Source organism: Longimicrobium sp. (genome assembly GCF_035474595.1).
Classification (GTDB): domain Bacteria; phylum Gemmatimonadota; class Gemmatimonadetes; order Longimicrobiales; family Longimicrobiaceae; genus Longimicrobium.
The window spans coordinates 1-25098 of the sequence record NZ_DATIND010000038.1; the positions used below are offsets into that span (position 1 = coordinate 1).

A 25098-nucleotide genomic window follows, 5' to 3' on the forward strand; every position below is an offset into this window, starting at 1 on the left:
GGGGCCCGCTTCGCCATGGCGATGCGGAAGCCGCGGCTAGCGGCCGAACACCAGCCGGACCACGTCGTTGCCGTTGGCCCAGATCATCAGCGCGACCACGATCACCAAGCCCACCTGCGAGAGGCGGATGCGCGCCTCCACCGAGAGCGGGCGGCCGCGGACGGCCTCGAAGGCCAGGAACATCAGGTGCCCGCCGTCCAGGATGGGGATGGGGAGCAGGTTCAGCACGGCCAGGTTCACCGAGAACAGGGCGATGAACCCCAGCCACACCTCCAGCCCCATCTGCGCCGTCTGCCCCGACGCCTCGCCGATGGAAAGGATGCCGCCCATGTTGCGGGGCGACAGCTGGCCCGTGAGCAGGTCCTTCAGCACCGTGCCGATGAGCACCACCGCGCCCCACGTCTGCTCCGCGCCCGTCCGCACCGATTCCGCGAAGCCCACCCTGCGGTGCGTGGACGGCACCGGCATGGGCGCCGCGCCGATCTTCCCCACCTTCACCGGCTTCCCCAGCGCGTCCTTGTCGGACTGCTCCTCGGGGGTCACGGTGAGCGCCACCGGCTTCCCGGCGCGCTCCACCACCAGCGCCAGCGGCTTCCCGGCGTGGCTCTGGATGGCCGCCACCAGCTGCAGCCACGAGCCCACGGGGCGCCCGTCGGCCCGCACCACCCGGTCGCCCCGCCGCAGCCCCGCGCGCGACGCCGCCGAGCCCGCGACCACGTCCGAAATCACCGGCTCGCGGAAGGGCTCCACCTGGTTCAGCAGCTCCGCGCGCTGCTCCTGCGAGGCGGGAAGGTTCAGCGTCACCGGCGGTGCGTCGGAAAAGCGCAGCTCCAGCGGGCCGCCGGGGGCGCGCGCCAGCGCTCCGCCCACGTCCTGCCAGGTCTTCACCGGCTCCGCGCCCACCGCGGCCAGCGTGGCCCCGTCCGGCACCGCCGCCAGCACGCGCCCGGCGCCCTTCAGCTGCGCCGCGGGCGGGGTGGAGATGCGGGTCACCGGGTGCAGCGTCTCGCCGTACGCCAGCGACAGGCCGGTGAAGACCAGGAAGGCGAAGAGCAGGTTCATGATGACGCCGGCCGAGATCACCAGCGTGCGCGCCGGCAGCGACTTGCTGTCGAAGGTCCGCGCGGGGTCCACCACGTAGTCCTCGCCCGTGCCCTCCAGCGCCTCGGCGGCCTCGTCGTCCTCCATCCCCGCCATCTTCACGTACCCGCCCAGCGGGATGGCCGAAAGCACGAACTCGGTCTCGCCCACGCGGAAGCCGGCCAGGCGCGCGCCGAAGCCCAGCGAGAAGCGCGGCACCTGGATGTTCACGGCCTTCGCCGCCAGGAAGTGCCCCAGCTCGTGGACCAGGATCAGAACGGAAAGACCGATGACGGTCGAGATGATTGTCGTCAGCACGGAGCCAGTCTCTGCACGAATTCCTCAGCGGTGCGGCGCGCCCGGGCGTCGGCCTCGAGCACGTCCTGCAGCGATTGCGCCGCGGCGGCGGGGCAGCGTTCCAACGTTTCCGCGATCGCCTCGGCGATCCCCGGAAAGCCCAGCCGGCCGGACAGGAAGTGCTGCACCGCCACCTCCTTGGCGGCATTGTACACCGCGGGCGCGGTTCCGCCCCGCCGCCCCGCCTCCACCCCCAGCGCGAAGGCGGGAAAGCGGTCGGCGCGCACGGGCTCGAAGGTCAGCGTTCCCGCCGCCACGGGGTCGAAGCGGCGGCACTCGTAGGGCAGGCGCTCGGGATACGAAAGTGCGTAGAGGATGGGGATCTCCATCGTGGGGAAGCCCATCTGCGCCAGCACCGAGCCGTCCACCATCTCCACCATGCTGTGGATGATGGACTGGGGATGCACCACCGCCTCGATCCGCGCATAGTCCACGCCGAACAGGAAGTGGGCCTCGATCACCTCCAGCGCCTTGTTGGCCAGCGTGGCCGAGTCGATGGTGATCTTGGCGCCCATGTCCCACGTAGGGTGGCGCAGCGCGTCCGCCGGCGTGGCCGCCGCCAGCATCTCCGCCGACCAGCCGCGGAACGGCCCGCCGCTGGCGGTGATCACCAGCCGCCGCACGTCCCCGGCCCGCGACCCCTGCAGGCACTGGAGGATGGCGCTGTGCTCGCTGTCGACGGGAACGAGCTCGCCCCCGCCCTGGCGCGCGGCCTCCATCACCAGCTCGCCGCCGCAGACCAGCGACTCCTTGTTGGCGAGCGCCACGCGCTTCCCCGCGCGCAGCGCCGCCAGCGTGGGCTCCAGCCCCGCCGCGCCGACCAGCGCGTTCAGCACCACGTCGGCGTCGGGGTGCGTCGCCGCGTCCAGCAGCGCCTGCCGCCCGCTCGCCCACTCCGTCGGCGTGGAATCCGCGCCGGCCGGCACCTCCCCGTCCGCGATGACGGCGAGCGAGGGGCGGTAGCGGTGCGCCAGCGCCAAGAGCGCCTCGCCGCTGCGGTGCGCGGTGAGCGCCACCGCGCGGAAGCGGTCCGGGTGCTGGTCCAGCACCGCCAGCGCGCTCCGGCCGATGGAGCCCGTGGCGCCCAGGATGGCGACGCCCTTCATCTCGCTCAGCGGTATACCAGCAGCATCAGGAAGCCGTACGCCACCGGGAGGGTGAAGAAGAGCGAGTCGAAGCGGTCCAGCGCGCCGCCGTGCCCCGGCAGCAGCCGCCCCGAGTCCTTCACCCCCACGTCGCGCTTCAGCAGCGACTCGGCCAGGTCGCCCACCTGCGCGGCCAGGGAGATGAGGAGGCCGAAGACCGCGGCCTCCACGATCCCCACGTGCCACGTCGGGAAGAGCGCCAGCAGGAAGCTGTACCCCACCGCGGTGATGGGGGTGCCGATCACCGCCCCCAGCGCGCCGGCCACCGTCTTCCCCGGGCTCACCCTGGGGATCAGCTTCCGCTTCCCCCACAGCCGCCCCGCGAAGTACGCGTAGGTGTCGCTGAGCCAGGTGAGGACCACGGGAAAGAGGAGGATGGCCGTCCCGTGCAGGTTGCCGGTGACGCCGGGGAGATGGCGGAGGAAGAGCGCGAACATCAGCAGCGCCGGGTAGACGGCGCCCATGATCGTCACCGCGACGGAAAGGAGCGGCTCGCCCGCCACGCCGCGCTGCCAGATGGCCGCGGTGAGCGCGGCCAGGATGATGGCGGCGACACCGGAAAAGAGCAGCGGCGTGTCGACGCCGCGCGCCGGGTCGATCGCGGCGAGGAGGATGAGCCCGGCGGCGCCGAGCATCCCCACTACGGCCAGGCCGAAGGCGCGCTTCAGCTCGGCCATGCGGAAGAGCTCGCGCGTGGAGAGCACGGCGCAGAGCGCCAGGAGCGCGGCCAGCACCCAGCCGCCCAGGTACATGGCAGCGACCGCGATGGGAATTCCCACCGCGGCCACGGCAACGCGCGTTGCAGTCTCGGAACGAGCCAACGCCGGCTTCTCCGGAATGTGTCGGGAGGTCAGGTGGCCAGCACGCGGCCGAAGCGCCGCTCGCGCTGCTGGTACTCCAGCAGCGCCGCGAAGAAGTGCTCGCGGGTGAAGTCCGGCCAGAGGACGGGCGAAACGTGCAGCTCGGTGTACGCCAGCTGCCACAGCATGAAGTTGGAGATGCGCATCTCGCCCGAGGTGCGGATCAGCAGGTCGGGGTCCGGGTCGCCGGGGGTGTACAGGTGCTCGGCGAACAGCTCCTCGTCGATCTCGCCCGGCATCAGCGTTCCCTCGCGCACCCGCTCGGCCAGCCGCCGCGCCGCGTGCACGATCTCGGCGCGCGAGCCGTAGCTGATGGCCAGGTTCAGCTTCAGCTTCGTGCCGCCGCGCGTGTGCTCCACGATGCTCTGGATGGCCGCGCGCGTGCGGGGGCCGAGCAGGTGGAGCTGGCCGACGGCGTGCACCTCGACCCCCTTCTCCTTCAGCTCGCGGCGCTCCTTGCGCACGTACAGCTCCAGCAGCGTCATCAGCGCCGCCACCTCGCCCTGCGGCCGGTGCCAGTTCTCCTGGCTGAAGGCAAAGAGGGTGAGCACCTCCACCCCGGCGTCGCCCGCCGCCTCCACCGCCTCGCGCACGGCGCGCATCCCCGCGCGGTGCCCGAACTCGCGCGGGCGCCCGCGCTCGCGCGCCCAGCGGCCGTTGCCGTCCATGATCACGGCCACGTGCCGGGGCACCGGGCCGTTCAGGCGAAGCTGCTGGAGGAGGTCGGAAGCCATGCGGGGAAGATGGACCGGGGCGCCGGGTTTGTCAAAGCAAGTGGTCTGCGAACAGAAGTGCGGAAGTGCGTGAGTGCGGAAGTGCGCTGGATCGGCGCGTCTCACGCACTCCCGCACTTCCGCACTCACGCACTCTGGTGCCGGCTCAGACCTCCATCACCTCGGCTTCCTTGTGCTTCAGCATCTCCTCGATCTTCGCGATGTACTGATCGGTGAGCTTCTGCACCTTGTCCTGCTCGCGGCGGATGTCGTCCTCCGACAGCCCCTCGTCCTTCTGCCGGTGCTTGACCTCGTCGTTGGCGTCCTTGCGCGCGTGGCGCACGGCCACGCGGCCCTCCTCCGCCAGCTTGTGCAGCATCCGCACGTACTCCTTCCGCCGCTCCTCGGTCAGCGCGGGGATGGGGATGCGGATGATCTGCCCGTCGTTCGAGGGGTTCAGCCCCAGGTCGCTCTCGCGCAGCGCCCGCTCGATGTCCTTCATCAGCCCGCGGTCCCACGGCTGCACCGTCAGCATCCGCGGCTCGGGGGCGCTCACGGTGCCCACCTGGTTCAGCGGCACCTTGCTGCCGTACGCTTCCACCCGCACGGTGTCGAGCAGCGCGGGGCTGGCCTTGCCGGTGCGCACGGCGCCGAACTCGCGGCGCAGCGACTCCAGGGCGCCCTCCATCCGCTGCTTGGCTTTGTCTAGGCTGGACATCGGTTCGTCTGGTCCGGAGATCGTGAAACGGAAGGGACTCGGGAGATTGGATTCGAGAGCGCGTCCGTCTCCGGACGCACTCCCGCACTGCCGCACTCACGCACTTCTCATGGATGCACCAGCGTGCCGATCCGCTCGCCACGCACCACCCGCGCCACGGTGTCGGGCGAGTCGAGCGAGCAGACGATCACCGGCGTGCCGTTCTCCTTGCACAGGCTGAGCGCCGCCGCGTCCATCACCCCCAGCTCGCGCGACAGCGCGTCGAGGAAGGAGATCTCGGGGATGAAGGTGGCGGTGGCGTCCTTGGCCGGGTCGGCGGTGTACACCCCGTCGACCTTGGTGGCCTTCACGATGACGTCGGCCTCCATCTCGATCCCCCGCAGCACCGCGGCGCTGTCGGTGGAAAAGTACGGGTTGCCGGTGCCGCCCGCAAAGATCACCACCCGCCCCTTGTCCAGGTGGCGCAGCGCGCGGCGCCGGATGTACGGCTCCGCCAGCTGCTCCATGCGGATGGCCGTGAGCACCCGCGTCTCGGTTCCCTTGCGCTCCAGCCAGTCCTGCAGCGCCAGGGCGTTGATCACGGTGGCCAGCATCCCCATGTAGTCGGCGTTCACCCGGTCCATCCCCTGCTGGCTGGCCAGGGTCCCCCGGACGATGTTCCCGCCGCCGATCACCAGGCCCAGGCTCACGCCCATGTCGTGGACCTGCTTGATCTCGTCGGTCAGCCGGTCGACCACCGGGGGCGAGATGCCGTACTTCATGTCGCCCGCCAGCATCTCGCCGGAGAGCTTCAGCAGCACGCGCCGGTACTTCAGCGCCGCCACGTCGGGAGGCGGCGGGTCGTCGCGCCGCTGCCGGTTGAAGGTCACGACTCGCCGAGCGCGAAGCGCGCGAACCGGCGCACCTCGATCTTCTCGCCGGTGCGGGCCGAGGCGTCGGTCACCAGCTGCCCCACGGTGATGTCGGGGTTCTTCACGTACGGCTGCTCCAGCAGCGCCTGCTCGGCGTAGAACTTCTCCAGCTTGCCGTTCACGATCTTGTCCCAGATCTGCTCCGGCTTGCCGGACTCCTTCGTCTGCTCCAGGTACACCGCGCGCTCGCGCTCCACCAGGTCGGCCGGGAAGTCCTCGCGCCGCACGGCCACGGGCGCCGCCGCGGCGATGTGCATGGCCACGTCGCGCACCAGCTTCTGGAACTCGTCGTTGCGCGCCACGAAGTCGGTCTCGCAGCCCACCTCCACCAGCACGCCGATCTTGCCGCCCATGTGGATGTAGCTGCCGACCGCGCCTTCCTTGGTCTCGCGCTCGGCGCGCTTGGCCGCCTTGGCCGCGCCCTTCGCGCGCAGGATGTCGATCGCCCGTTCCATGTCGCCGCCCGCCTCGTTCAGGGCGCCCTTGCACTCCATCATCCCCGCGCCGGTGCGGTCGCGGAGCTCCTTCACGTCCTTCGCGGAAATCTCGGCCATCCCGTCCTCTTCCCTGTTAGTCGAATCTCGAGTCGCTCAAAAGATAGCCCGCGGGGCGGGCTGAAAAAACGGGGCCACGAGCGCCTGGATAGCGCCGGTGGCCCCGTGTGCTGCTGCGGTCCCGCCGTCGGCGTTACTCCGCGGCCCCCTGGTCGGCCCCGGCGCCCCCCGGCGCGCCGGCGCCCGGACGCCGCTTGCGGCGCGGGCGGCGGCGGCGGCCCCGGTCGTCGTCGGCCGGCGCGCTGCTCCCGGTCTCGGTGCTGTACACCGTGACCTCGGCCTCGTCGGCGGCGCGGCGGGCGTCGGCCGGCATGGCCGCGCGCGCCTCGAGGATCGAGTCCGACAGCGCTCCCGTGATCACGCTCACCGAGCGGATCGCGTCGTCGTTGCCGGCGATCGGCACCGTCAGCACGTCGGGGTCGGCGTTGGTGTCGGCGATGGCGATGACCGGGATCCCCAGCTTGTTGGCCTCGGAGATCGCGATCTTCTCCTTCTTGGCGTCGACCACGAACAGCGCGCCCGGCAGGCGGGCCATGTCCTTCACGCCGGCCAAGTACTTGTCCAGCCGCTCGCGCTCGCGGTCCAGCATCAGGCGCTCCTTCTTCGTGTAGAAGTCGAAGGCGCCCTCCTCCATCCCGCGCTCCAGCTCGCGCAGGCGGCGGATCTGCTTCTTGATGGTGGCGAAGTTGGTGAGCATTCCGCCCAGCCACCGCTCGGTCACGTGGAACGAGCTCGACCGCTCGGCCTCGGCCTGGATCACCTGGCGCAGCTGCTTCTTGGTGCACACGAACAGCACGCGGTCGCCGCGGCTGATCACGTTGCGCACCAGCTCCTGCGCCAGCTCGATCTGCCGGAGCGTCTTCTTCAGGTCGATGATGTAGATGCCGTTCCGCTCCGCGAAGATGAACTTGCGCATCTTCGGGTTCCAGCGGGACGTCTGGTGCCCGAAATGGACACCTGCTTCGAGTAGCTCCTGGATGCTCGGCTGAGCCATGTCTGTTCCTGCGGAAGATTCGGGTTTGCCGGGGCCGCTACGCTGCTGGCCCCGCCTCCATCGCCGTCCCCCGGCGCCCCGACCGCGCTTTCACGCGCGGCACCCGCGGCGTCGTCGGGCGATGTGTGAGATGATGCCGGGATTCGGCGCGCGCGGCCTCCGGTTTGACCCGGAGCCCGCGCGCACCAGGCTCTCGGCTAGCGCTTGGAGAACTGGAACCGCTTGCGGGCGCCCGGACGTCCGGGCTTCTTCCGCTCCACCTCGCGCGGATCGCGGGTGAGCAGCTCCTCGGCGCGCAGGCGCGAGCGGAACTCCTCGTTCACCTGCAGCAGCGCGCGGGCAACGCCCAGCTGGATGGCGTCGGCCTGGCCGCGGAGGCCGCCACCATTCACCGTGACCTTCACGTCGAACTGGCCCTCGGTCTCGGTGGCCGCCAGCGGGCGGGTGGCCGACTGCCGCAGCACGTGGCGCGGCAGGTACTGCTCGAGGGGCCGCCCGTTCACCACCCACGTGCCGTTGCCGGGGCGGAGGTAGACGCGCGCGACCGACGTCTTGCGCCGGCCGATGGCGTGGTACTGTTCGATAGCCATTCTGGGGCTGCTCAGAAGTTGAGGTTTTCGGGGTTCTGCGCCTGGTGCGGGTGCTCGCCCCCCGCGTAGACCTTGAGCTTCTGGCGCATCTGCCGCCCCAGCGCGTTCTTCGGGAGCATGCCCTTCACCGCGAGCTCGATGACGCGCTCGGGGTGCTTGGCCAGCATCTCCTTGAAGGGGATGAAGCGCTCGTGGCCCATGTACCCGCTGTGGCGGAAGTAGGTCTTCTGGTCGGCCTTGTTTCCGCTCAGCTGCACCTTGTCGGCGTTGACCACGATCACGTAGTCGCCGGTGTCCAGGTGCGGGGTGTAGGTCGGCTTGTGCTTGCCGCGAAGGACGCGCGCCACCTCGGTGGCCACGCGTCCCAGGATCTTGCCGGCGGCGTCGACCACGAACCACTTGTGCTCGATCTCGCCCGCCTTGACGGAATACGTCTTCATGACACTCCGCTTGCAGGCGCGCTCCACCGTGCGCGCCGCGCCCGCCGGCCATGCCGGCAAAGGATTGGTATGAAAAAATCGCCGCCCCGGCATACCCTGGGGCGGAAGGCGTGGTCGGGACAGACGGGTAGAATAGCCAAATCGGCCCGTGGTGTCAACCCGCGGCAGGTCAGCTCGCGGGAGCGAAGGGCCGGTTCAGTCGCAGCCATTCGTCCGTGACCGCGACCAGGTCGGCGAACGTCAACGCGTCAGAATCGAGGTCGAGTGGCGCTGTCAGGCTTGGCAGCGCCGTGACGAACTGGCTGTACCGCGCGAACATCACGCCCGCTCCGGGAAGCACCCGGTCGGGCACCCACGTCCGCGCGGCGTCCCGCACTCCGCGGATGAGCGCGTGCTCCTCTCCGCCGTGCGCCCGGATGTCGTGGCCGGCCAGGTCGCTGCAGAACTTCTGGTACCGGTACCGCTCGCGGTCGAAGATGACGCACGCTTTCCCGCCGTGCAGGCGGCCGAAATAGCGCGCGCCGAGATACATCCCCAGCTCGAGCGGCATGTTGAAGCGGGGCAGCCCGTTCGCCGCATCGAGCTCGGTTCGGGAGATGTCGTGCAGCCCGAAGTCGGATTCGTCGATGATCCGCCGGATCTTCTCGATCCGCGGCTCGCTTCCATCGTCGCGCTCCAGCGCGCACCGGGGGAAGAAGCCACAGTCCAGAACCGCGAATACCAATGCACGGAAGAGCGGCTGATATTCATGGTCGAACGGGCAGTTGATGAACACGTGCCGCACGCCGGTCAGCCTGCCCGCTGCACGCCGTGTCCCTCGTAACGCGGCGGATAGCGGGGATCCCGCTCCACCACGTCGGGGCGGATCGGAATGCCGCGCTCCTTCATCACCGCGAGCACGGCCGCGCGCGCCTGCTCGACCGTGAAGCTGTCCGGCGGGAAAAGCGGCTCCTTCAGGGTGCGCAACGGTTTCTTCTTGGCGGCCATCGTAATTCTCCCGGTGACGTCCTCGTCCGCGTTCACTGTGCTTACAGAGTAGCGGAATCGCGCGCCGTTCGGAAGCTGCCGTGAGAAAGCGGCCAGCGGGGGAATGGGCTGGAATTCTCGGCCACGCCCAGGGTGGCGCAAGCGCCTGCGACGGTGCGAGTTGCGGGCGTGCCGGTCAGGCCGCGAACCGCGCTTCGGCGGAAATTCTGGACGTGGATTCGTCGCCGCTGGGGTCGGGGTCGTGGGGGGTGGGGAGGGTAAAGCGGATGGTGGTTCCGCGGCCGAGCTGGCTTTCGGCGCACACGGTGCCGCCGTGGCCCTCGACCATGTGCTTGACGATGGCCAGCCCCAGCCCCGTGCCGCCCTCCTCGCGCGAGCGGGCGGCGTCGGCGCGGTAGAAGCGTTCGAAGATGCGCGGCAGGTGTGCGGAGGGGATCCCCGCGCCGGTGTCCTGCACCTCGATGGTCACCCACGGCCGGGGGCCTCCCGGCGCGGCGGGGGCTTCGGCGGGGGCTTCGGCGCGGCGGCGGCCGGCTTCGGCCGTGGGGCCGGCGGCGGGGCGCGCGGTCACCGAGATCTCCCCCTCGTCGGCGATGTAGCGGAGCGCGTTGCTGAACAGGTTGCTCAGGATCTGCCGGAGCGCGGCGGGGTCGGCCCAGACGAACTCGGCGTCGTGCGGCACGTCGACGCCGAAATGGGCGTGCTTGCGGGCGGCGGCGTCGCCGAAGGCGGACCACGCGTCCTCCGCGATCTCGGCCACGGAGACGATCTCGGGCTGCACGCGCCACCCGCCCGACTCCAGCCGCGACAGGTCCAGCAGGTCGTCGACGATGCGCTGCAGCCGCTCGGCGTTGTCCTTCACCGTGCCGGCGAAGCGGGTGCGCAGCTCGGGCGGCAGGTCGGGGTCCAGCAGCGTTTCGCTGTAGCCGCGGATGTTGGTGAGCGGCGTCTTCAGCTCGTGCGAGGCGTTGGCCACGAAGTCGCGGCGCACGTCTTCCAGCCGCCGCAGCTGCGACACGTCCAGGAACACCATCACCGCACCCCCGGGGGGGAGCGGCTGGGCGGTGGCCAGCAGGCTCCGCCCGTCCACCGTCAGCTCCGTGGCGGGAACGGCGTCGCCGGCCAGGACGCGCCCCACCATCTCCAGGTACGCCTGCCGCCGTGCCACCTCCTCGGGGCTGATGCCGCGCGGGTCCGCGGCCAGCGAGAACATCTTCCGCGCCGCCGGGTTGGCGCGGCGCACGCGGCCCTGCGGGTCGACGGCGATGACGCCCTCGGACATGGCGTCGATGAGCGTCTGCATCTCCGCCCGCTCGCCCTCCAGCTGGCCGAGGCGGCGCTGCAGCTCGCCCGCGAGCAGGTTCAGCGAGTCGGCCATCTCCGCCAGCTCGTCGCGGCCGCGGGTGCGCGCGCGCTGCGTGAGGTCGCCCGCGGACATGGCGCGCGCGGCCTGCGTGATCTGGCGCAGCGGGTGGGTGACGACGCGGCTGAAGCCGAACGAGAGGAGGCCGGTGAGGACGAGCGCGATCACCCCCACGCCGAAGATCCCCCGCTGCACCCGAGTCACCGCACGGTTCACCTCGCGCAGCGGAACGGAGACGCGGATGATCATCCCGGTGGAGGCGGGGATGGCGAGGTACAGGTACTCGGTGCCGATGGTGGAGCTCACCCGCACCGCCTCGCCCATGCGGCCGCGGATGGCGGCGCGGACCTCGGGGCGATTGCCGTGGTTCTCCATCGCCGCCAGCGCGGGCCCGTCCTTCTCCGAATCTCCCCGCACCACGCCGGTCGGGGCGATGATGGTGATGCGGCGTCCGGTGATGTGGCCCAGCCAGTCGGCCAGCGAGTCGGCGTCGAGCTGCGGGTTGCGCTCCTCCAGCGTGCGGACCAGCGCCAGCTCGCGGCTCATGTCGTCGGCCACCATCCCCGTGAGGTGGCGGCGGAGCATGGAGCCCACGCCCAGCGTCAGCGCCACCACCACGGCGGCGATGACGGCGAGGTAGCTGAGGAAGAGCTTCTGGTCGGCGCGAAGGTGCACGGGGACGGAGTGCGAGAGTGCGAGAGTGGACCGGACGTCAGTCGGTGACGAGGCGGTAGTCGGCAACGCGGCCGGTGGCGTTCAGCCGGAACACCAGCCACTCCGAGTCGATGCTGAACAGCCCTCGCTCCGGGCCCAGCCAGTAGACCAGGTCGTACTCGCGGAAGTAGCCGGTGGGCGGCGGCTCGCCCAGGAGCGCCACTACCTGCGTCCGCGACAGGCCGTGCAGGTCGCGGCGGGCGAGCAGGTCGTCCACCATGCAGCCGCGCGGTGCGAGCTCGCCGTACGCCTGCGCGGTGTCGCGCCAGACCGCGGCGGAGAAGCGCTCGTGCCGGCGGCAGCGCCCCTCGGGGAGGCTTCGGGCGAAGGCGGAAAGCGCGATCCAGAGCGCGGCGAGCACGAACCCGAGCCCCACGGCGGAGCCCAGGAGGATGCGGAGCCCACGCGGCATCCGGCCGCGGCGCGAAGGTTTTCGGCTCATGGGTCAGGTACGATGCGGATCGATCCCGGCGGCGACGTCCATCCGTCGACGCGAATCCAATATACACGCGCAGGGCCGGGGCGAATCATCCCCGGCCCTGCCGTTCTTCAATCTACCCCGCGAGTGCGATCTTCAGCGTGGCGGGTCGGTGCGGAAGCGGTAGCCGAAGCCGCGCACCGTCTCCACCCAGTCGGCGTGTTCGTCCAGCTTGTTGCGGAGCCGCTGCACGTGCATGTCCACGGTGCGCGTGGCGATGTTGGCGGTGACCTCCCACACCGCCTCCAGCAGCTGCCGCCGGCTCTGCACCCGGCCGCGGCGCTCCATCAGCGTCAGCAGCAGGCGGTACTCCGTCGGCGTCAGGTCCAGCTCGCGGCCGTCGACCTCCGCCCGCGCGGCGCCGGTGTCCACGGTGAAGGGACCTACCCGCACCACCTTCCCCGTCTTCCCCGCGGGCGGCGCCTGCTGCACGCGGCGCAGCACGGCGCCCACGCGCAGGATCAGCTCCTGCGGCGAGAACGGCTTGGCCACGTAGTCGTCGGCGCCCAGCTTCAGCCCGGTGATGCGGTCCTGCTCCTCGCGGCGCGCGGTGAGAAGGATCACGGGGATCTCCTGCGTTTCCGGGCGCCTGCGCAGCTCCTCCAGCACCTGCAGCCCCGACATCCCGGGAAGCATCAGGTCCAGGATGACCAGGTCCGGGCGCTCCACCTCGGCGGCGCGGATGGCCTCGGGGCCGCTGGACGCGGTGCGGACGCGGTACGACTCGCGCGCCAGGTGATAGGCGACGAGCGCGGAGATGTCGGGCTCGTCGTCGACCACCAGGATGTGGGCGTTGGCCATCTTGGGGGCGTCGGTCCGCGCGGCGCTGGATGCGCCGATGAGGGTGTCGAAGGCGCGCGGAAGATGCGGCGGCGCTGAAGCGGTCGGCAAGGATCACCTCCTCTGGGTTCGGAGGGATTGTATCGGCCGCATGTCACGAAGCTGTCACATCTCTGGATTGAGGTGGTTACGATTCGAGGGGATAGGGGCGGGAATATCGAGCCGCGCTTCCAAAACGGCGGAGGACACGGGAGATGCGTTTCTCTCCGTGTCCTCCGCGTCTCCTCACAGCCCATCCCGTCAGGGGCCGACGTGCGCGGGCGAGTCGGCGGGATCGTCGGCGGCCTCGCCGTGCTCCTCGTCCTCCGGCGGATCGGCGGCGGTCTCCGCGGCGGCGGCGTGGCGGTCCTTCCGGCGGCGCGCGCCCACGCGCCCCGCGGACGCGTCCTCCGCCGCCTCCGAGTGCGACTCCGCCGGCGTTTCGGCAGGCTCGGCGGGCGGTGCGGCTTCGGGCTTCCCTGTCCCCTGTTCCCTGTCCCCTGTCCCCTGCAGTTCCCCGGGAAGCTCCGGCGGCGGCGGAAGGTCGGCCACGTTCATCGGCTCGAGCCCGTTGGAGCTGGGCACGGGGAAGGCCTCCAGCAGCGGCACCCCGCCCATCTCGCTGACCTTGGAGGGCAGCGTGAGGCGGAAGGTGCTTCCCTCGCCCGGCGCCGAGTGGACGGTGAGGCTCCCGTCCAGCAGCTGCGCCAGCCGTCGGGAGATGGGAAGCCCCAGCCCCGTCCCCTGGTGCTGGTTGGGCTGCGAGAGCTGCACGAACTCGTCGAAGATCTTCTCCAGGTCCTCGGGGGGGATGCCGATCCCCCGGTCGGTCACCTCGATCTCCACCCCGGCGTCGTCGCGGCGGCGGCACTCCACGGTGATCGGCTTTCCCTCACCGAACTTGATGGCGTTGGAGAGCAGGTTCAGCAGGATCTGCCGCACGCGGCGCGGGTCGGTGATGATGGACACCGGCTCGCCCGCGAACTCCAGCGCCAGCTCCGACCCGTGCTCGTCGGCCAGCGGCCGCACGGTCACGAACAGGTCCTGGATGACGCCGGGGAACGAGGCGGGCTGGATCTCCAGCTCCAGCTTGCCGGCCTCGATCTTGGACAGGTCCAGGATATCGTTCACCAGCTCCAGCAGGTGCTTGGCCGCCTTGTTGGCGCGGTCGATCCCCCGCTCCTGCTCGGGGGTGAGCGGGCCGTAGATGTTGTCGAGGAGGAGCGCGCTGTACCCCAGGATGGCGTTGATGGGGGTGCGCAGTTCGTGGCTCATCGAGGCGTAGAAGCGGCTGCGCGCGCTGATGGCCGACTCCAGCTCCAGCTGGCGCGCCTGCAGCTGCTCGTTCACCCGCGTCAGCTCCTCGCTGGTCCGCGCGAGCGAGACCGCCTGCTGCCGGAGCGCCTCCTCGGCCCGCTTGCGCTCCGACACGTCGCGGGCGATGACGGTGAAGACGCGCTCGGACTCGAGCTCCAGGCAGCTGATCGACGCCTCGGCGGGGAATTCGGCGCCCTCGGCGCGGCGCCCGGTGAGCGCCAGCGAGCGCGGCGCGGGGCGGCCGGGGCCGCGGCTGTCGGGGGTGCTGCGGGTGTCGGCGCAGACGCGGTCCAGGTCCACGCCGCCGAAGTCCACGAACAGCTCGTCGATGCGGTGCGCCATCGCGTCGTCCTGGTCCAGCCCGAACATCTCCTGCGCCGACTGGTTGAACAGCGTGATCACGCGGTCGTCGCCGAAGGTGATGATGGCCTCGAGCGCCGACTCCACGATCTCGCCCATGCGCGCCTCGCTCTCCAGCAGGCGCGCGCGGTGCTCCAGCTCCAGCTCGCGGCGCTGGCTGTCGCGCAGCTGCTCCTCGCGGCGGCGCAGCTGCTCGGTCTTCAGGTACAGGTCGACGAAGACCGAAACCTTGGAGCGCAGGATGTCGGGGTTGAAGGGCTTGAACATGTAGTCCACCGCCCCCACCGAGTACCCCTGGAAGACGAACGCGTCCTCCTTGCTGATGGCCGTGAGGAAGATGATGGGGGTGAAGCGCGAGCGGTCGCGCCGCTTGATGAGCTCGGCGGTCTCGAAGCCGTTCATCCCCGGCATCTGCACGTCCAGCAGGATGCAGGCGAAGTCGCGCCGGAGCACGGCCCGCAGCGCCTCCTCGCCGCTGGCGGCGCGCACCAGCTCGTGGCCCAGCGGCTCCAGGATGGCCTCGAGCGCCATCAGGTTCTCGGGGCGGTCGTCCACCATCAGGATGCTGGCCCGCGGCTCGCCGCGCGGGCCGTCGGGCCCGGCGAGCGGGGCCCGGGAGCGCCCGGACGCGCCGGCCTCGGCGTAGCCCTCGAACATGCCACTCATGCGCCCACCTTCCGGCACGGGGGCATCCGGCGGCCGCGGATCCCCGCCAGGTACGCGGGGATCTCCGCCATCGGCAGCACGCAAGCCTCGGGAACGGCGCGGATGGCGGCCTGCGGCATCACCTTCACCTCGGCGGTGGCGGGGTCCTGCACCAGGGCGTGCCCGCCGCGGTCCACGATCTTGCGCAGCCCCCGCGCGCCGTCGGCGTTGGCGCCGGTCAGCACGATGCCGATGGTGTCCAGCGCGTAGGCGTCGGCCGCCGAGGCGAACATCACGTCGATCGACGGGCGGCTGAAGCGCACCGGCTCGTCGGTGCTGAGCGCGAAGTATCCCGGCTCCACCAGCAGGTGGTAGTCGGGCGGGGCCACGTAGATGCGTCCGGGAACGATCGCCTCCTTGTCGCTGGCCTCGCCCACCTCCAGGTGCGAGCACTCCTGCAGCAGGTCGCAGAGCAGCTCCGAATCCTTGCTGCGGTGCTGCACCACGGCCACGGGAATGCCGAAGTCCGCCGGCAGCCCCGCCACCAGGGTGCGCAGCGCCAGCAGCCCGCCCGCGCTCACGCCCACCGCCACCAGTCCGTACCCCCGCGCGGGCGCGGCCATCACCCCACCCTCCGGTAGATCTTCTCCTTGACGTCCAGCGCCTCGTACCGCTCCTCGTACGCGGTGAAGCGCAGCGTCTCCTTGTTCCCCATGCAGAGGATGCCGAGCGGGACCAGGGAGGCGTAGAACAGGTCGTGCACGCGGTTCTGCAGCTCGCGGTCGAAGTAGATCATCACGTTCCGGCACAGGATCACGTGGAACTCGGCGAACGAGCCGTCGGTGACCAGGTTGTGCTGCGAGAACACCACGTTGCGCGTGAGCGAGGTGTTGAACAGCGCCCCGTCGTACATCGCGGTGTAGTACTCCGAGAACGAGCGCGTGCCCCCCGCGCGGATGTAGTTCTCGGTGTACTCCTGCATCTTCTCCAGCGGAAAGATGCCGGCCCGGGCGCGGTGCAGCACCACCTCGTTGATGTCGGTGGCGTAGATCCGGGTGCGGTCGTACAAACCCTCCTCCTGCAGGAGGATGGCCATGGAGAAGACCTCCTCGCCCGTCGAGCACCCGGCGTGCCAGATGCGGATGAACGGGTAGGTGCGCAGCAGCGGCACCACCCGGCTCCGGAACGAGGCGTAGAAGCCGGGGTCGCGGAACATGGCCGTGACGTTGATGGAGAGGTCCAGCAGCAGCCTCTCCATGGCGTCCACGTCGTGCAGGATCACGTCCTGCAGCTGGCTCACCGTCTTCAGCCCCTCGTCGGCGATGCGCTTCCACAGGCGCCGCTTGAGCGACGAGTAGGCGTACGAGCGGAAGTCGAAGCCGTAGTGGCGGAACACCGCCTCGAGCAGCACCTGGATCTCCACGCGCTCCAGGTCGGGCGGATAGCCGGTGGGGGTGTCGGGAAGCCCGCCGCCGCCGGTGCGCACGCCGCCCAGGTCCGAACGCCGCCGCTGCAGCCGCTCGCCCGCGGCCGCCGTGTTCATCTCCGCCTCGCTACCCCTGGCCTCCACTGGCATCCGTGTCTCGTGTGCCCCTCGGGTCGTCACCGGCGCAGCCTGCGTGCGCGTGTTGCCACGAGGCGCACTGCGCAATCCTCCTGCCGTTCGGAAAAACGAAGTCGTGAGTGCTAAGTCCTGAGTCCTAAGTGCTGAGTGCTGAGTGCTGAGTGCTGAGTGCTGAGTGCTGAGTGCCGGTCCGGAGCTCCGTCTCCAATTCCTTCACCCACTTGGGACTTAGGACTTAGGACTTAGGACTTCCGTTCTACCCCAGCACTCACGCACTCACGCACTTCCGCACTCCCTACTTGTACAGCCACACCCGCATCAGCGACAGCAGCTGGTCGGTGTCCACCGGCTTGGTGATGTAGTCCGACGCGCCGGCGGAGATCGACTTCTCGCGGTCGCCCTTCATCGCCTTGGCGGTCAGGGAGATGATGGGCAGCTCCGCGAACTCGGGCATCTCGCGGATGGCGCGGGTGGTCTCGTAGCCGTCCATCTCCGGCATCATCACGTCCATCAGCACGATGTCGACGTCGGGGTTGGCCTTCAGCACCTCGACGGCGTCCTTCCCGTTCTCGGCGAACACCACCCCCATCCCCTGCCCCTCCAGCACGCTGGTGAGCGAGAAGATGTTGCGCACGTCGTCGTCCACGATCATCACCTTCTTGCCGCTGAACGCGGTGTCGGTGCTGTGCAGCCGCTCCAGCATCCGCCGCTTCTGCTCGGGAAGCTTGGCCTCCACCCGGTGCAGGAAGAGCGCGGTCTCGTCCAGGAGCCGCTCCGGGCTCTTGGCGTCCTTCAGGATGATGGTCTCGGCGTAGCGCCTCAGCTGCGTCTCGTCCTCGCGGCTCAGCTCCTTGCCGGTGTAGATGATGATGGGCAGGTCCTGCATGGCGTCGTTGCTCTTCACCTGCTCCAGCAGCTTGAAGCCGTCGGTGCCCTGCAGGCCCAGGTCGAGCACCATGCAGTCGTAGTGCTTCTCCGACAGCTCGCGCAGCGCCTCCTCGGCGCTGGCCACCGCGGTGATCTCCACGTCCTCCTCGCCCACCAGCTCGATGATGCTCATGCGCTGCGTCTCGTCGTCCTCCACCACCAGCAGCCGCTTCACCCCGTCGGCCAGGAAGGTGGAGATGCGCTCGAAGGCGCTGTCCAGCGCGTCCTTGCTGACCGGCTTCTCCAGGTAGCTGAGCGCGCCCTGGCGCAGCCCGCGCTGGCGCTTGCCCACGCCCGAGACGATGTGCACGGGGATGTGCCGCGTCTCGGTGTCGTGCTTCAGCCGGTCCAGCACCGTCCACCCGTCGATGCCCGGGAGGTCGATGTCGAGCGTCACGGCGTCGGGGTGGAACTCGTCCACCAGCTCCAGCCCGCTCTCGCCGTCGAGCCCCACCAGCGCCTTGAAGCCCTTCTCGCGCGCCATGTCCAGCAGGATGCGCGCGAACGCCGGGTCGTTCTCGATGATCAGCACCACCCGGTCTCCCGGCTCCACCGAGGCGCGGTCGTCGTGGATCCCCACGGCCTGCGGCTCGCGGGGGCGCCGCCGCCGCTCCACCGTGGGCGCCTCGGCCGGCTCGGCCTCGCCGCCGGGGCGGGGCCGGGGGCGGTTGCGCGCGGGGGCCGGCGCCGGCGTGGCGGCCACCGGCGAGGGCCCGCGCCCGCCGCCGAACCCGCCGTTGCCGGAGCCGCCGTTCCCGCCCTCGTCCTCGTCGTCGCCACCGCCGTACCCGCGCGGCTCGCCCGGCCACTCGCGCGGGAGGAACAGGGTGAAGGTGCTCCCCTCGCCCTCGGCGCTCTCCACCCGGATCTCGCCGCCCAGCAGCCGCGTGATCTCGCGCGAGATGGAAAGCCCCAGCCCGGTGCCGCCGTACTTGCGGCTGGTGGTGCCGTCGGCCTGCTGGAAGGCCTCGAAGATCAGCTTCTGCTTGTCGCGCGGGATGCCGATGCCGGTGTCGCCGACCGCGAAGGCCAGCACCTCGTCGGCCGTGTCCAGGTGCGGGTTGCCGAAGCGCCGGCTCTTGTCGGCCTTGCGCACCGTGAGGCTCACGTTCCCCTCGTGCGTGAACTTGAAGGCGTTGGAAAGCAGGTTCTTCAACACCTGCTGCAGCCGCTGCCCGTCGGTCCACAGCGTCTCGGGAACGTCGGTCTCGATGTTCAGGTTCAGCGCCAGCCCCTTCTGCTCGGCCATGGGGCGGAACGAGCGGTCCACGTAGCTGGTCACGTCCTTCAGGTACACGTCGGCCGGGTTGATCTCCATCTTGCCGGCCTCGACCTTCGACAGGTCGAGCACGTCGTTGATCAGGTTCAGCAGGTCGGTGCCGCTGGCCAGGATGGTGTTGGCGTACTCGACCTGCTTTTCGGTCAGGTTGGCGTCCTTGTTGTCGGCCAGCAGCCTGGCCAGGATGAGCAGCGAGTTCAGCGGCGTGCGCAGCTCGTGACTCATGTTGGCCAGGAACTCGCTCTTGTACTTGGACGAAAGGGCCAGCTGCTCGGCCTTCTCCTCCAGCTCGCGGCGCGCCGCCTCGACCTCGCTGTTCTTCTGCTCGACCTTGCGGTTCTGCTCGGCCAGGAGCGACGCCTTCTCCTCCAGCTCCTCGTTGACCTGCTGCAGCTCTTCCTGCTGGTCGCGCAGCGCCTCTTCCGATGCCTTCAGCGTGCGGGCCTGCGCCTCGAGCTCGGCGTTGGTGCGGCGCAGCTCCTCCTGCTGCGTCTGCAGCTCGCGCGACTGGCTCTGCAGCTCCTGCGTGAGCTTCTGCGACTGCTCCAGCAGCTCCTCGGTGCGCATGTTGGCGGCGATCATGTTGATCACCACGCCCACGCTCTCGGCCAGCTGGTCCAGGAACACCTGGTGGATCTGGTTGAAGGGCTGGAACGAGCCCAGCTCGATCACCGCCTTCACCTCGCCCTCGAACAGCACCGGCATCACGATGATGTTGCGCGGGGGCGCCTCGCCCAGCCCGCTGGAGATGACGATGTAGTCCTCGGGCACCCCGGTCAGCAGGATCGGCTTCTTCTCCAGCGCCGCCTGCCCCACCAGCCCCTCGCCCGGGCGGAAGCGGTTGGCCACCGACTTCCGCTCCTTGTACGCGTAGCTGGCGATCAGCTTCAGCAGCAGGCCGGCGTCGTCGTCGGCCAGGAAGAAGGCGCCGTGGTGCGCGCCCACCAGCGGGGTGAGCTCCGACATGATGAGGCGGCTGATGGACTCCAGGTCCTTCTGCCCCTGCATCATGCGGCTGAACTTGGCCAGGTTGGTCTTCAGCCAGTCCTGCTCCTGGTTGCGCTCGGTGGTCTCCTTCAGGTTGGAGATCATCTGGTTGATGTTGCGCTTCAGCTCGTCGAGCTCGCCGCGCGCCTCCACCGTGATCGTCCGCGTCAGGTCGCCGTTGGTCACCGCGATGGCCACGTCCTTGATCGCGCGCACCTGCGCGGTCAGCGAGTTGGCCATGGCGTTCACGTTGTCGGTCAGCGCCCGCCAGGTGCCCGCGGCGCCCGGCACCTCGGCCTGGCCGCCCAGCTTCCCTTCGGTGCCCACCTCCTTCGCCACGCGCGTCACCTCGTCGGCGAAGATGCGCAAGCTGTCCACCATGTCGTTGATGGTGTCCTTAAGCTCGGCGATCTCGCCCTTCACGTCCACCGTGATCTTCTGGCTCAGGTCGCCGTTGGCCACCGCGGTGGTGACGACGGCGATGTTGCGCACCTGGTTGGTCAGGTTGCTGGCCATGAAGTTCACGCTGTCGGTCAGGTCCTTCCACGTGCCCGCCACCCCCGGCACGTTGGCCTGGCCGCCCAGCACGCCCTCCGTGCCCACCTCCCGCGCCACGCGCGTCACCTCGCTCGCGAAGGCGCTGAGCTGGTCCACCATCACGTTGATGGTGTTCTTCAGCTCCAGGATCTCGCCCTTCACGTCCACCGTGATCTTGCGCGTCAGGTCGCCGCGCGCCACGGCGGTGGTCACGTCGGCGATGTTGCGCACCTGGCTGGTGAGGTTCAGCGCCATGAAGTTCACGTTGTCGGTCAGGTCCTTCCACGTGCCCGCCACCCCCGGCACGTTGGCCTGGCCTCCGAGTCTCCCCTCCGTGCCTACCTCGCGGGCCACGCGCGTCACCTCCGATGCGAAGGCGCTGAGCTGGTCCACCATGGTGTTGACGGTCTTCTTCAGCTCCAGCACCTCGCCCTTGGCGTCCACCGTGATCTTGCGCGTCAGGTCGCCGCGCGCCACCGCCGTGGTCACGTCGGCGATGTTGCGCACCTGGTTGGTGAGGTTCGACGCCATGAAGTTCACGGAGTCGGTCAGGTCCTTCCACGTCCCGCTGACCCCGGGCACGTTGGCCTGGCCGCCGAGGACGCCTTCCGTGCCCACCTCGCGCGCGACTCGCGTCACCTCGCTGGCGAAGGCGGAGAGCTGGTCCACCATGGTGTTGATGGTGTTCTTCAGCTCCAGGATCTCGCCCTTCACGTCCACGGTGATCTTGCGCGTCAGGTCGCCGCGCGCGACCGCGGTGGTCACGTCGGCGATGTTGCGCACCTGGTTGGTCAGGTTGGACGCCATGAAGTTCACCGAGTCGGTGAGGTCCTTCCACGTCCCGCCCACGTTCGGCACCTCGGCCTGGCCTCCGAGCCTCCCCTCCGTGCCCACTTCCCGCGCGACTCGCGTCACCTCGTCGGCGAAGACGGAGAGGCGGTCGACCATGGAGTTGATCACCTCCTTGATCTGCAGGATCTCGCCCGCCGCCTCCACCGTGATCTTGCGCGTCAGGTCGCCGTCGGCGATGGCCGTGGCGACGGCGGAGACGTCTCGCAGCTGGACCGTCAGGTTGCCGGCCAGCTGGTTCACGTTCTCGGTCAGGTCGCGCCACACGCCGGCCACGCCTTCCACCCGCGCCTGGCCGCCCAGCTTGCCCTCCGTGCCCACCTCCTTCGCCACGCGCGTCACCTCGGCGGCGAAGGCGGAGAGCTGGTCCACCATCGTGTTGATGGTGTTCTTCAGCTCCAGCATCTCGCCCTTCAGCTCCACCGTCACCTTGCGGGAAAGGTCGCCGTTGGCCACCGCGGTCGTCACCTGGGCGATGTCGCGCACCTGTCCGGTGAGGTTCGACGCCATGAAGTTCACCGAGTCCGTGAGGTCCTTCCACGTTCCCGCCACTCCCGGCACCTCGGCCTGGCCGCCCAGCACGCCCTCCGTGCCCACCTCTCGCGCCACGCGCGTCACCTCGTCGGCGAACACGGAGAGCCGGTCGACCATCGCGTTGATCACCTCCTTGATCTGGAGGATCTCGCCCGCCGCCTCCACGGTGATCTTGCGCGTCAGGTCGCCGTCGGCGATCGCCGTGGCCACGGCCGACACGTCGCGCAGCTGCACCGTCAGGTTGCTGGCCAGCTGGTTCACGTTCTCGGTCAGCCCGCGCCACACGCCCGCGACGCCCTCGACCCGCGCCTGGCCGCCCAGCTTCCCTTCCGTGCCCACTTCCTTGGCCACGCGCGTCACCTCGGCGGCGAAGGCGGAGAGCTGATCGACCATCGTGTTGATGGTGTTCTTCAGCTCCAGCATCTCGCCCTTCAGCTCCACCGTCACCTTGCGGGAGAGGTCGCCGTTGGCCACGGCCGTCGTCACCTGGGCGATGTCGCGCACCTGCCCGGTGAGGTTCGACGCCATGAAGTTCACGCTGTCGGTGAGGTCCTTCCACGTTCCCGCCACTCCCGGCACCTCGGCCTGGCCGCCCAGCACGCCCTCGGTGCCCACCTCGCGCGCCACGCGCGTCACCTCGTCGGCGAAGATCGAGAGGCGGTCCACCATCGCGTTGATCACCTCCTTGATCTGCAGGATCTCGCCCTGCACCTCCACGGTGATCTTGCGCGTCAGGTCGCCGTTGGCGATGGCCGTGGCGACCGCGGAGACGTCGCGCAGCTGCACCGTCAGGTTGCCGGCCAGCTGGTTCACGTTCTCGGTCAGGTCGCGCCACACGCCGGCCACGCCCTCCACCCGCGCCTGGCCGCCCAGCTTCCCTTCCGTACCCACCTCGCGCGCGACTCGCGTCACCTCGCTCGCGAAGGCGGAGAGCTGGTCGACCATGGTGTTGATGGTGTTCTTCAGCTCCAGCACCTCGCCGCGCACCTCCACGGTGATCTTCTGGCTCAGGTCGCCGTTGGCCACCGCGGTGGTGACCAGGGCGATGTCGCGCACCTGGTTGGTGAGCGAGCTGGCCATGAAGTTCACGCTGTCGGTCAGGTCCTTCCACGTTCCCGCCACGCCCGGCACGTCGGCCTGCCCGCCGAGGCGCCCCTCCGTTCCCACCTCTCGGGCGACGCGTGTGACTTCGGACGCGAAGGCGGAGAGCTGGTCCACCATCACGTTGATGGTGTTCTTCAGCTCCAGGATCTCGCCCTTCGCGTCGGCGGTGATCTTCTGGCTGAGGTCGCCGTTGGCGACCGCCGTCGTCACCATGGCGATGTTTCGCACCTGCCCGGTGAGGTTGCCGGCCATGAAGTTCACGGCGTCGGTCAGGTCCTTCCAGGTGCCGCCCACGTTGGGCACCTCGGCCTGGCCGCCCAGGATCCCCTCGGTGCCCACCTCGCGCGCCACGCGCGTCACCTCGTCGGCGAAGACGGAGAGCCGGTCGACCATGGAGTTGATGGTGTTCTTCAGCTCCAGCACCTCGCCCTTCACGTCCACCGTGATCTTCTGGGAGAGGTCGCCGTTGGCCACGGCCGTCGTCACCATGGCGATGTTGCGCACCTGGTTGGTCAGGTTGCCGGCCATGAAGTTCACGCTGTCCGTCAGGTCGCGCCAAACGCCGGCGACCCCCTCCACGTTGGCCTGCCCGCCCAGGATCCCCTCCGTCCCCACCTCGCGGGCCACGCGCGTCACTTCGCTGGCGAAGGCGGAGAGCTGGTCCACCATCACGTTGATGGTGTTCTTCAGCTCCAGCACCTCGCCCTTCACCTCCACCGTGATCTTCTGGCTCAGGTCGCCGTTGGCCACCGCGGTGGTGACGACGGCGATGTTGCGCACCTGGTTGGTGAGGTTCGACGCCATGAAGTTCACGGAGTCGGTCAGGTCCTTCCACGTTCCGCCCACCCCCGGCACGTTCGCCTGCCCGCCCAGGATCCCCTCCGTCCCCACCTCTCGCGCCACGCGCGTCACCTCGCTGGCGAAGGCGGAGAGCTGGTCGACCATGGTGTTGATGGTGTTCTTCAGCTCCAGCACCTCGCCGCGCACCTCCACGGTGATCTTGCGCGTCAGGTCGCCGCGCGCCACCGCCGTGGTCACGTCGGCGATGTTGCGCACCTGCGCGGTGAGGTTGCCGGCCATCTGGTTCACCGAGTCGGTGAGGTCCTTCCACGTCCCGGCCACGCCCGGCACCTCGGCCTGGCCGCCCAGGACGCCCTCGGTTCCCACCTCGCGGGCCACGCGCGTCACCTCGCTGGCGAACGCGGAGAGCTGGTCGACCATGGTGTTCACCGTCTGCGCGATGCGCAGGAACTCGCCCTGCACCGGCTTGCCGGCGATCTCCAGCGCCATCTTCTGCCCCAGGTCGCCGCGCGCCACCGCCGTCAGCACGCGCGCCACCTCGGTGGTGGGCTGCATCAGGTCGGTGAGCAGCGAGTTCACCGAGTTCACCGTGGTGGCCCATCCCCCGCCGACTTCGCCCAGGGAGACGCGGTCGGTGGCCTGCCCCTCGCGGCCCACGGTGATGGAGACGCGCGAGACCTCCGAGGCGTAGCGCTCCTGCCGCGCCGAGATCTCGTTGAAGGTGACCGCGATTTCGCCCAGCAGCGGGTCGCCCGAGTCGGGAAGGCGCACGGAGAAGTCGCCCGCGCGCACCGCCCGCATGGCCATCAGCAGCCGCCGCAGCTCGGCGCGCGAACCGCCGCCGCCGCCCCCGTCGCCATCTCCCCCGCCATCGCCGCCGTTGGCGCGCGCGCGGGCCCGGCGCGCGACCGGCGGCGCCGCTTCGGCCACCGCGGCGCCGGAGCCGTTCCCGCGGCGGGCGCGGCGCGCGGGCACCGGCACCGTCTCGGTGTCGGGTACGGTCGAGGCGGCGCGGTTCACGCGCCCGCGCGGGCGCCGGCCGGCGGGCGCGGGCCCGGCGAGCGACTCGACGGCTTCGGGGGAAAGGATGCCGGCGTCCGCGGGGGGCGTGGCGCGCACCCCGCGGCGGCGGGGCGCGCCGTCGCCGGCGCTCGGCTGCGGGGGCGTGTCCATCGGGCGGTCGTCACCGTTCGGCACGGTCTTGCTCCTGCGGTGGAGAAATGGGGTCGTGGAACGCTCGAATTCGCCGGTTGCCCCGCGTTTCGGGCAAGCGGCTCGTGTTCCGGGCTGCTGCAAACGTCCGGAGTGCCCGCGCACGCGGTCGCGCGGAGGCGGTCGGGCGGGGCGCTCGGGATGTCCGGCTGATCTGCGCAAGTGCCCCGGACGCACGGAGATCCGGGGTGGGGCTCAGGGCGTGAATGGCCGCGGGAAGCGCGGGTTCGCGGGATGAGCGGAACCGGAAGACGCAAAC

Annotated in this window: 19 protein-coding genes; all 19 read right to left on the minus strand. The window is 70.1% G+C overall.

The genetic code is table 11. The features are described from left to right. Positions 1-36: 36 nt before the first annotated feature. Positions 37-1398, minus strand: a complete 1362-nt coding sequence (gene rseP, locus VLK66_RS06350; protein WP_325308545.1) for an RIP metalloprotease RseP — start codon at positions 1396-1398, stop codon at positions 37-39. After that, positions 1392-2543, minus strand: coding sequence for a 1-deoxy-D-xylulose-5-phosphate reductoisomerase (locus VLK66_RS06355; protein ID WP_325308546.1), 1152 nt, complete (start codon positions 2541-2543; stop codon positions 1392-1394). Before VLK66_RS06355 ends, rseP begins: the two co-directional genes overlap by 7 nt. Before the next feature lie 5 nt (positions 2544-2548). Next, a complete protein-coding gene (locus tag VLK66_RS06360) occupies positions 2549-3403 on the minus strand; it encodes a phosphatidate cytidylyltransferase (protein ID WP_325308547.1) in 855 nt (284 codons plus the stop codon). A gap of 29 nt (positions 3404-3432) precedes the next feature. Beyond that, a complete protein-coding gene (locus VLK66_RS06365) occupies positions 3433-4176 on the minus strand; it encodes an isoprenyl transferase (RefSeq protein WP_325308548.1) in 744 nt (247 codons plus the stop codon). A 145-nt stretch (positions 4177-4321) separates the two neighbouring features. Next, complete coding sequence (frr, locus tag VLK66_RS06370) at positions 4322-4873, minus strand: ribosome recycling factor (RefSeq protein WP_325308549.1); 552 nt, start codon at positions 4871-4873, stop codon at positions 4322-4324. A gap of 107 nt (positions 4874-4980) precedes the next feature. After that, complete coding sequence (pyrH, locus tag VLK66_RS06375; RefSeq protein WP_325308550.1) at positions 4981-5742, minus strand: UMP kinase; 762 nt, start codon at positions 5740-5742, stop codon at positions 4981-4983. Beyond that, positions 5739-6338: a translation elongation factor Ts gene (gene tsf / locus VLK66_RS06380; protein WP_325308551.1), complete on the minus strand. Its 600-nt coding sequence runs from the start codon at positions 6336-6338 to the stop codon at positions 5739-5741. Before tsf ends, pyrH begins: the two co-directional genes overlap by 4 nt. A 133-nt stretch (positions 6339-6471) precedes the next feature. Then, positions 6472-7332, minus strand: a complete 861-nt coding sequence (rpsB, locus tag VLK66_RS06385) for a 30S ribosomal protein S2 (RefSeq protein ID WP_325308552.1) — start codon at positions 7330-7332, stop codon at positions 6472-6474. Between the two features lie 197 nt (positions 7333-7529). Then, complete coding sequence (rpsI, locus tag VLK66_RS06390; protein WP_325308553.1) at positions 7530-7922, minus strand: 30S ribosomal protein S9; 393 nt, start codon at positions 7920-7922, stop codon at positions 7530-7532. Between the two features lie 11 nt (positions 7923-7933). Then, positions 7934-8362: a 50S ribosomal protein L13 gene (gene rplM / locus VLK66_RS06395; protein ID WP_325308554.1), complete on the minus strand. Its 429-nt coding sequence runs from the start codon at positions 8360-8362 to the stop codon at positions 7934-7936. Positions 8363-8531: 169 nt separating this feature from the next. Further along, positions 8532-9146: a hypothetical protein gene (locus tag VLK66_RS06400; protein WP_325308555.1), complete on the minus strand. Its 615-nt coding sequence runs from the start codon at positions 9144-9146 to the stop codon at positions 8532-8534. A 5-nt stretch (positions 9147-9151) separates the two neighbouring features. Beyond that, positions 9152-9349, minus strand: a complete 198-nt coding sequence (locus VLK66_RS06405) for a hypothetical protein (RefSeq protein WP_325308556.1) — start codon at positions 9347-9349, stop codon at positions 9152-9154. A gap of 175 nt (positions 9350-9524) precedes the next feature. Beyond that, positions 9525-11387: a sensor histidine kinase gene (locus VLK66_RS06410; RefSeq protein ID WP_325308557.1), complete on the minus strand. Its 1863-nt coding sequence runs from the start codon at positions 11385-11387 to the stop codon at positions 9525-9527. Between the two features lie 37 nt (positions 11388-11424). Next, positions 11425-11838: a hypothetical protein gene (locus tag VLK66_RS06415; protein ID WP_325308558.1), complete on the minus strand. Its 414-nt coding sequence runs from the start codon at positions 11836-11838 to the stop codon at positions 11425-11427. A gap of 162 nt (positions 11839-12000) precedes the next feature. Then, positions 12001-12795 (minus strand): response regulator transcription factor, encoded by a 795-nt coding sequence (locus tag VLK66_RS06420; RefSeq protein ID WP_325308559.1) that lies wholly within the window; start codon positions 12793-12795, stop codon positions 12001-12003. Between the two features lie 189 nt (positions 12796-12984). Beyond that, the gene (locus VLK66_RS06425) at positions 12985-15066 is read right to left on the minus strand and encodes an ATP-binding protein (protein WP_325308560.1); all 2082 of its coding nucleotides are present in this window, start codon (positions 15064-15066) and stop codon (positions 12985-12987) included. Beyond that, positions 15063-15668, minus strand: a complete 606-nt coding sequence (locus tag VLK66_RS06430; protein ID WP_325308561.1) for a chemotaxis protein CheB — start codon at positions 15666-15668, stop codon at positions 15063-15065. Before VLK66_RS06430 ends, VLK66_RS06425 begins: the two co-directional genes overlap by 4 nt. Continuing rightward, complete coding sequence (locus VLK66_RS06435; protein ID WP_325308562.1) at positions 15668-16588, minus strand: protein-glutamate O-methyltransferase CheR; 921 nt, start codon at positions 16586-16588, stop codon at positions 15668-15670. Before VLK66_RS06435 ends, VLK66_RS06430 begins: the two co-directional genes overlap by 1 nt. Positions 16589-16904: 316 nt before the next feature. Continuing rightward, positions 16905-24824, minus strand: a complete 7920-nt coding sequence (locus tag VLK66_RS06440) for a HAMP domain-containing protein (RefSeq protein WP_325308563.1) — start codon at positions 24822-24824, stop codon at positions 16905-16907. Positions 24825-25098: the final 274 nt, after the last annotated feature.

Coding starts and splice junctions, on each gene's coding strand:
- VLK66_RS06355 (WP_325308546.1), bottom strand. CDS start 2,543: ATGAAGGGCGTCGCCATCCTGGGCGCCACGGGCTCCATCGGCCGGAGC.
- frr (WP_325308549.1), bottom strand. CDS start 4,873: ATGTCCAGCCTAGACAAAGCCAAGCAGCGGATGGAGGGCGCCCTGGAG.
- rplM (WP_325308554.1), bottom strand. CDS start 8,362: ATGAAGACGTATTCCGTCAAGGCGGGCGAGATCGAGCACAAGTGGTTC.
- VLK66_RS06435 (WP_325308562.1), bottom strand. CDS start 16,588: ATGAACACGGCGGCCGCGGGCGAGCGGCTGCAGCGGCGGCGTTCGGAC.
- tsf (WP_325308551.1), bottom strand. CDS start 6,338: ATGGCCGAGATTTCCGCGAAGGACGTGAAGGAGCTCCGCGACCGCACC.
- VLK66_RS06425 (WP_325308560.1), bottom strand. CDS start 15,066: ATGAGTGGCATGTTCGAGGGCTACGCCGAGGCCGGCGCGTCCGGGCGC.
- rpsB (WP_325308552.1), bottom strand. CDS start 7,332: ATGGCTCAGCCGAGCATCCAGGAGCTACTCGAAGCAGGTGTCCATTTC.
- VLK66_RS06430 (WP_325308561.1), bottom strand. CDS start 15,668: ATGGCCGCGCCCGCGCGGGGGTACGGACTGGTGGCGGTGGGCGTGAGC.
- VLK66_RS06365 (WP_325308548.1), bottom strand. CDS start 4,176: ATGGCTTCCGACCTCCTCCAGCAGCTTCGCCTGAACGGCCCGGTGCCC.
- rpsI (WP_325308553.1), bottom strand. CDS start 7,922: ATGGCTATCGAACAGTACCACGCCATCGGCCGGCGCAAGACGTCGGTC.
- VLK66_RS06415 (WP_325308558.1), bottom strand. CDS start 11,838: ATGCCGCGTGGGCTCCGCATCCTCCTGGGCTCCGCCGTGGGGCTCGGG.
- VLK66_RS06405 (WP_325308556.1), bottom strand. CDS start 9,349: ATGGCCGCCAAGAAGAAACCGTTGCGCACCCTGAAGGAGCCGCTTTTC.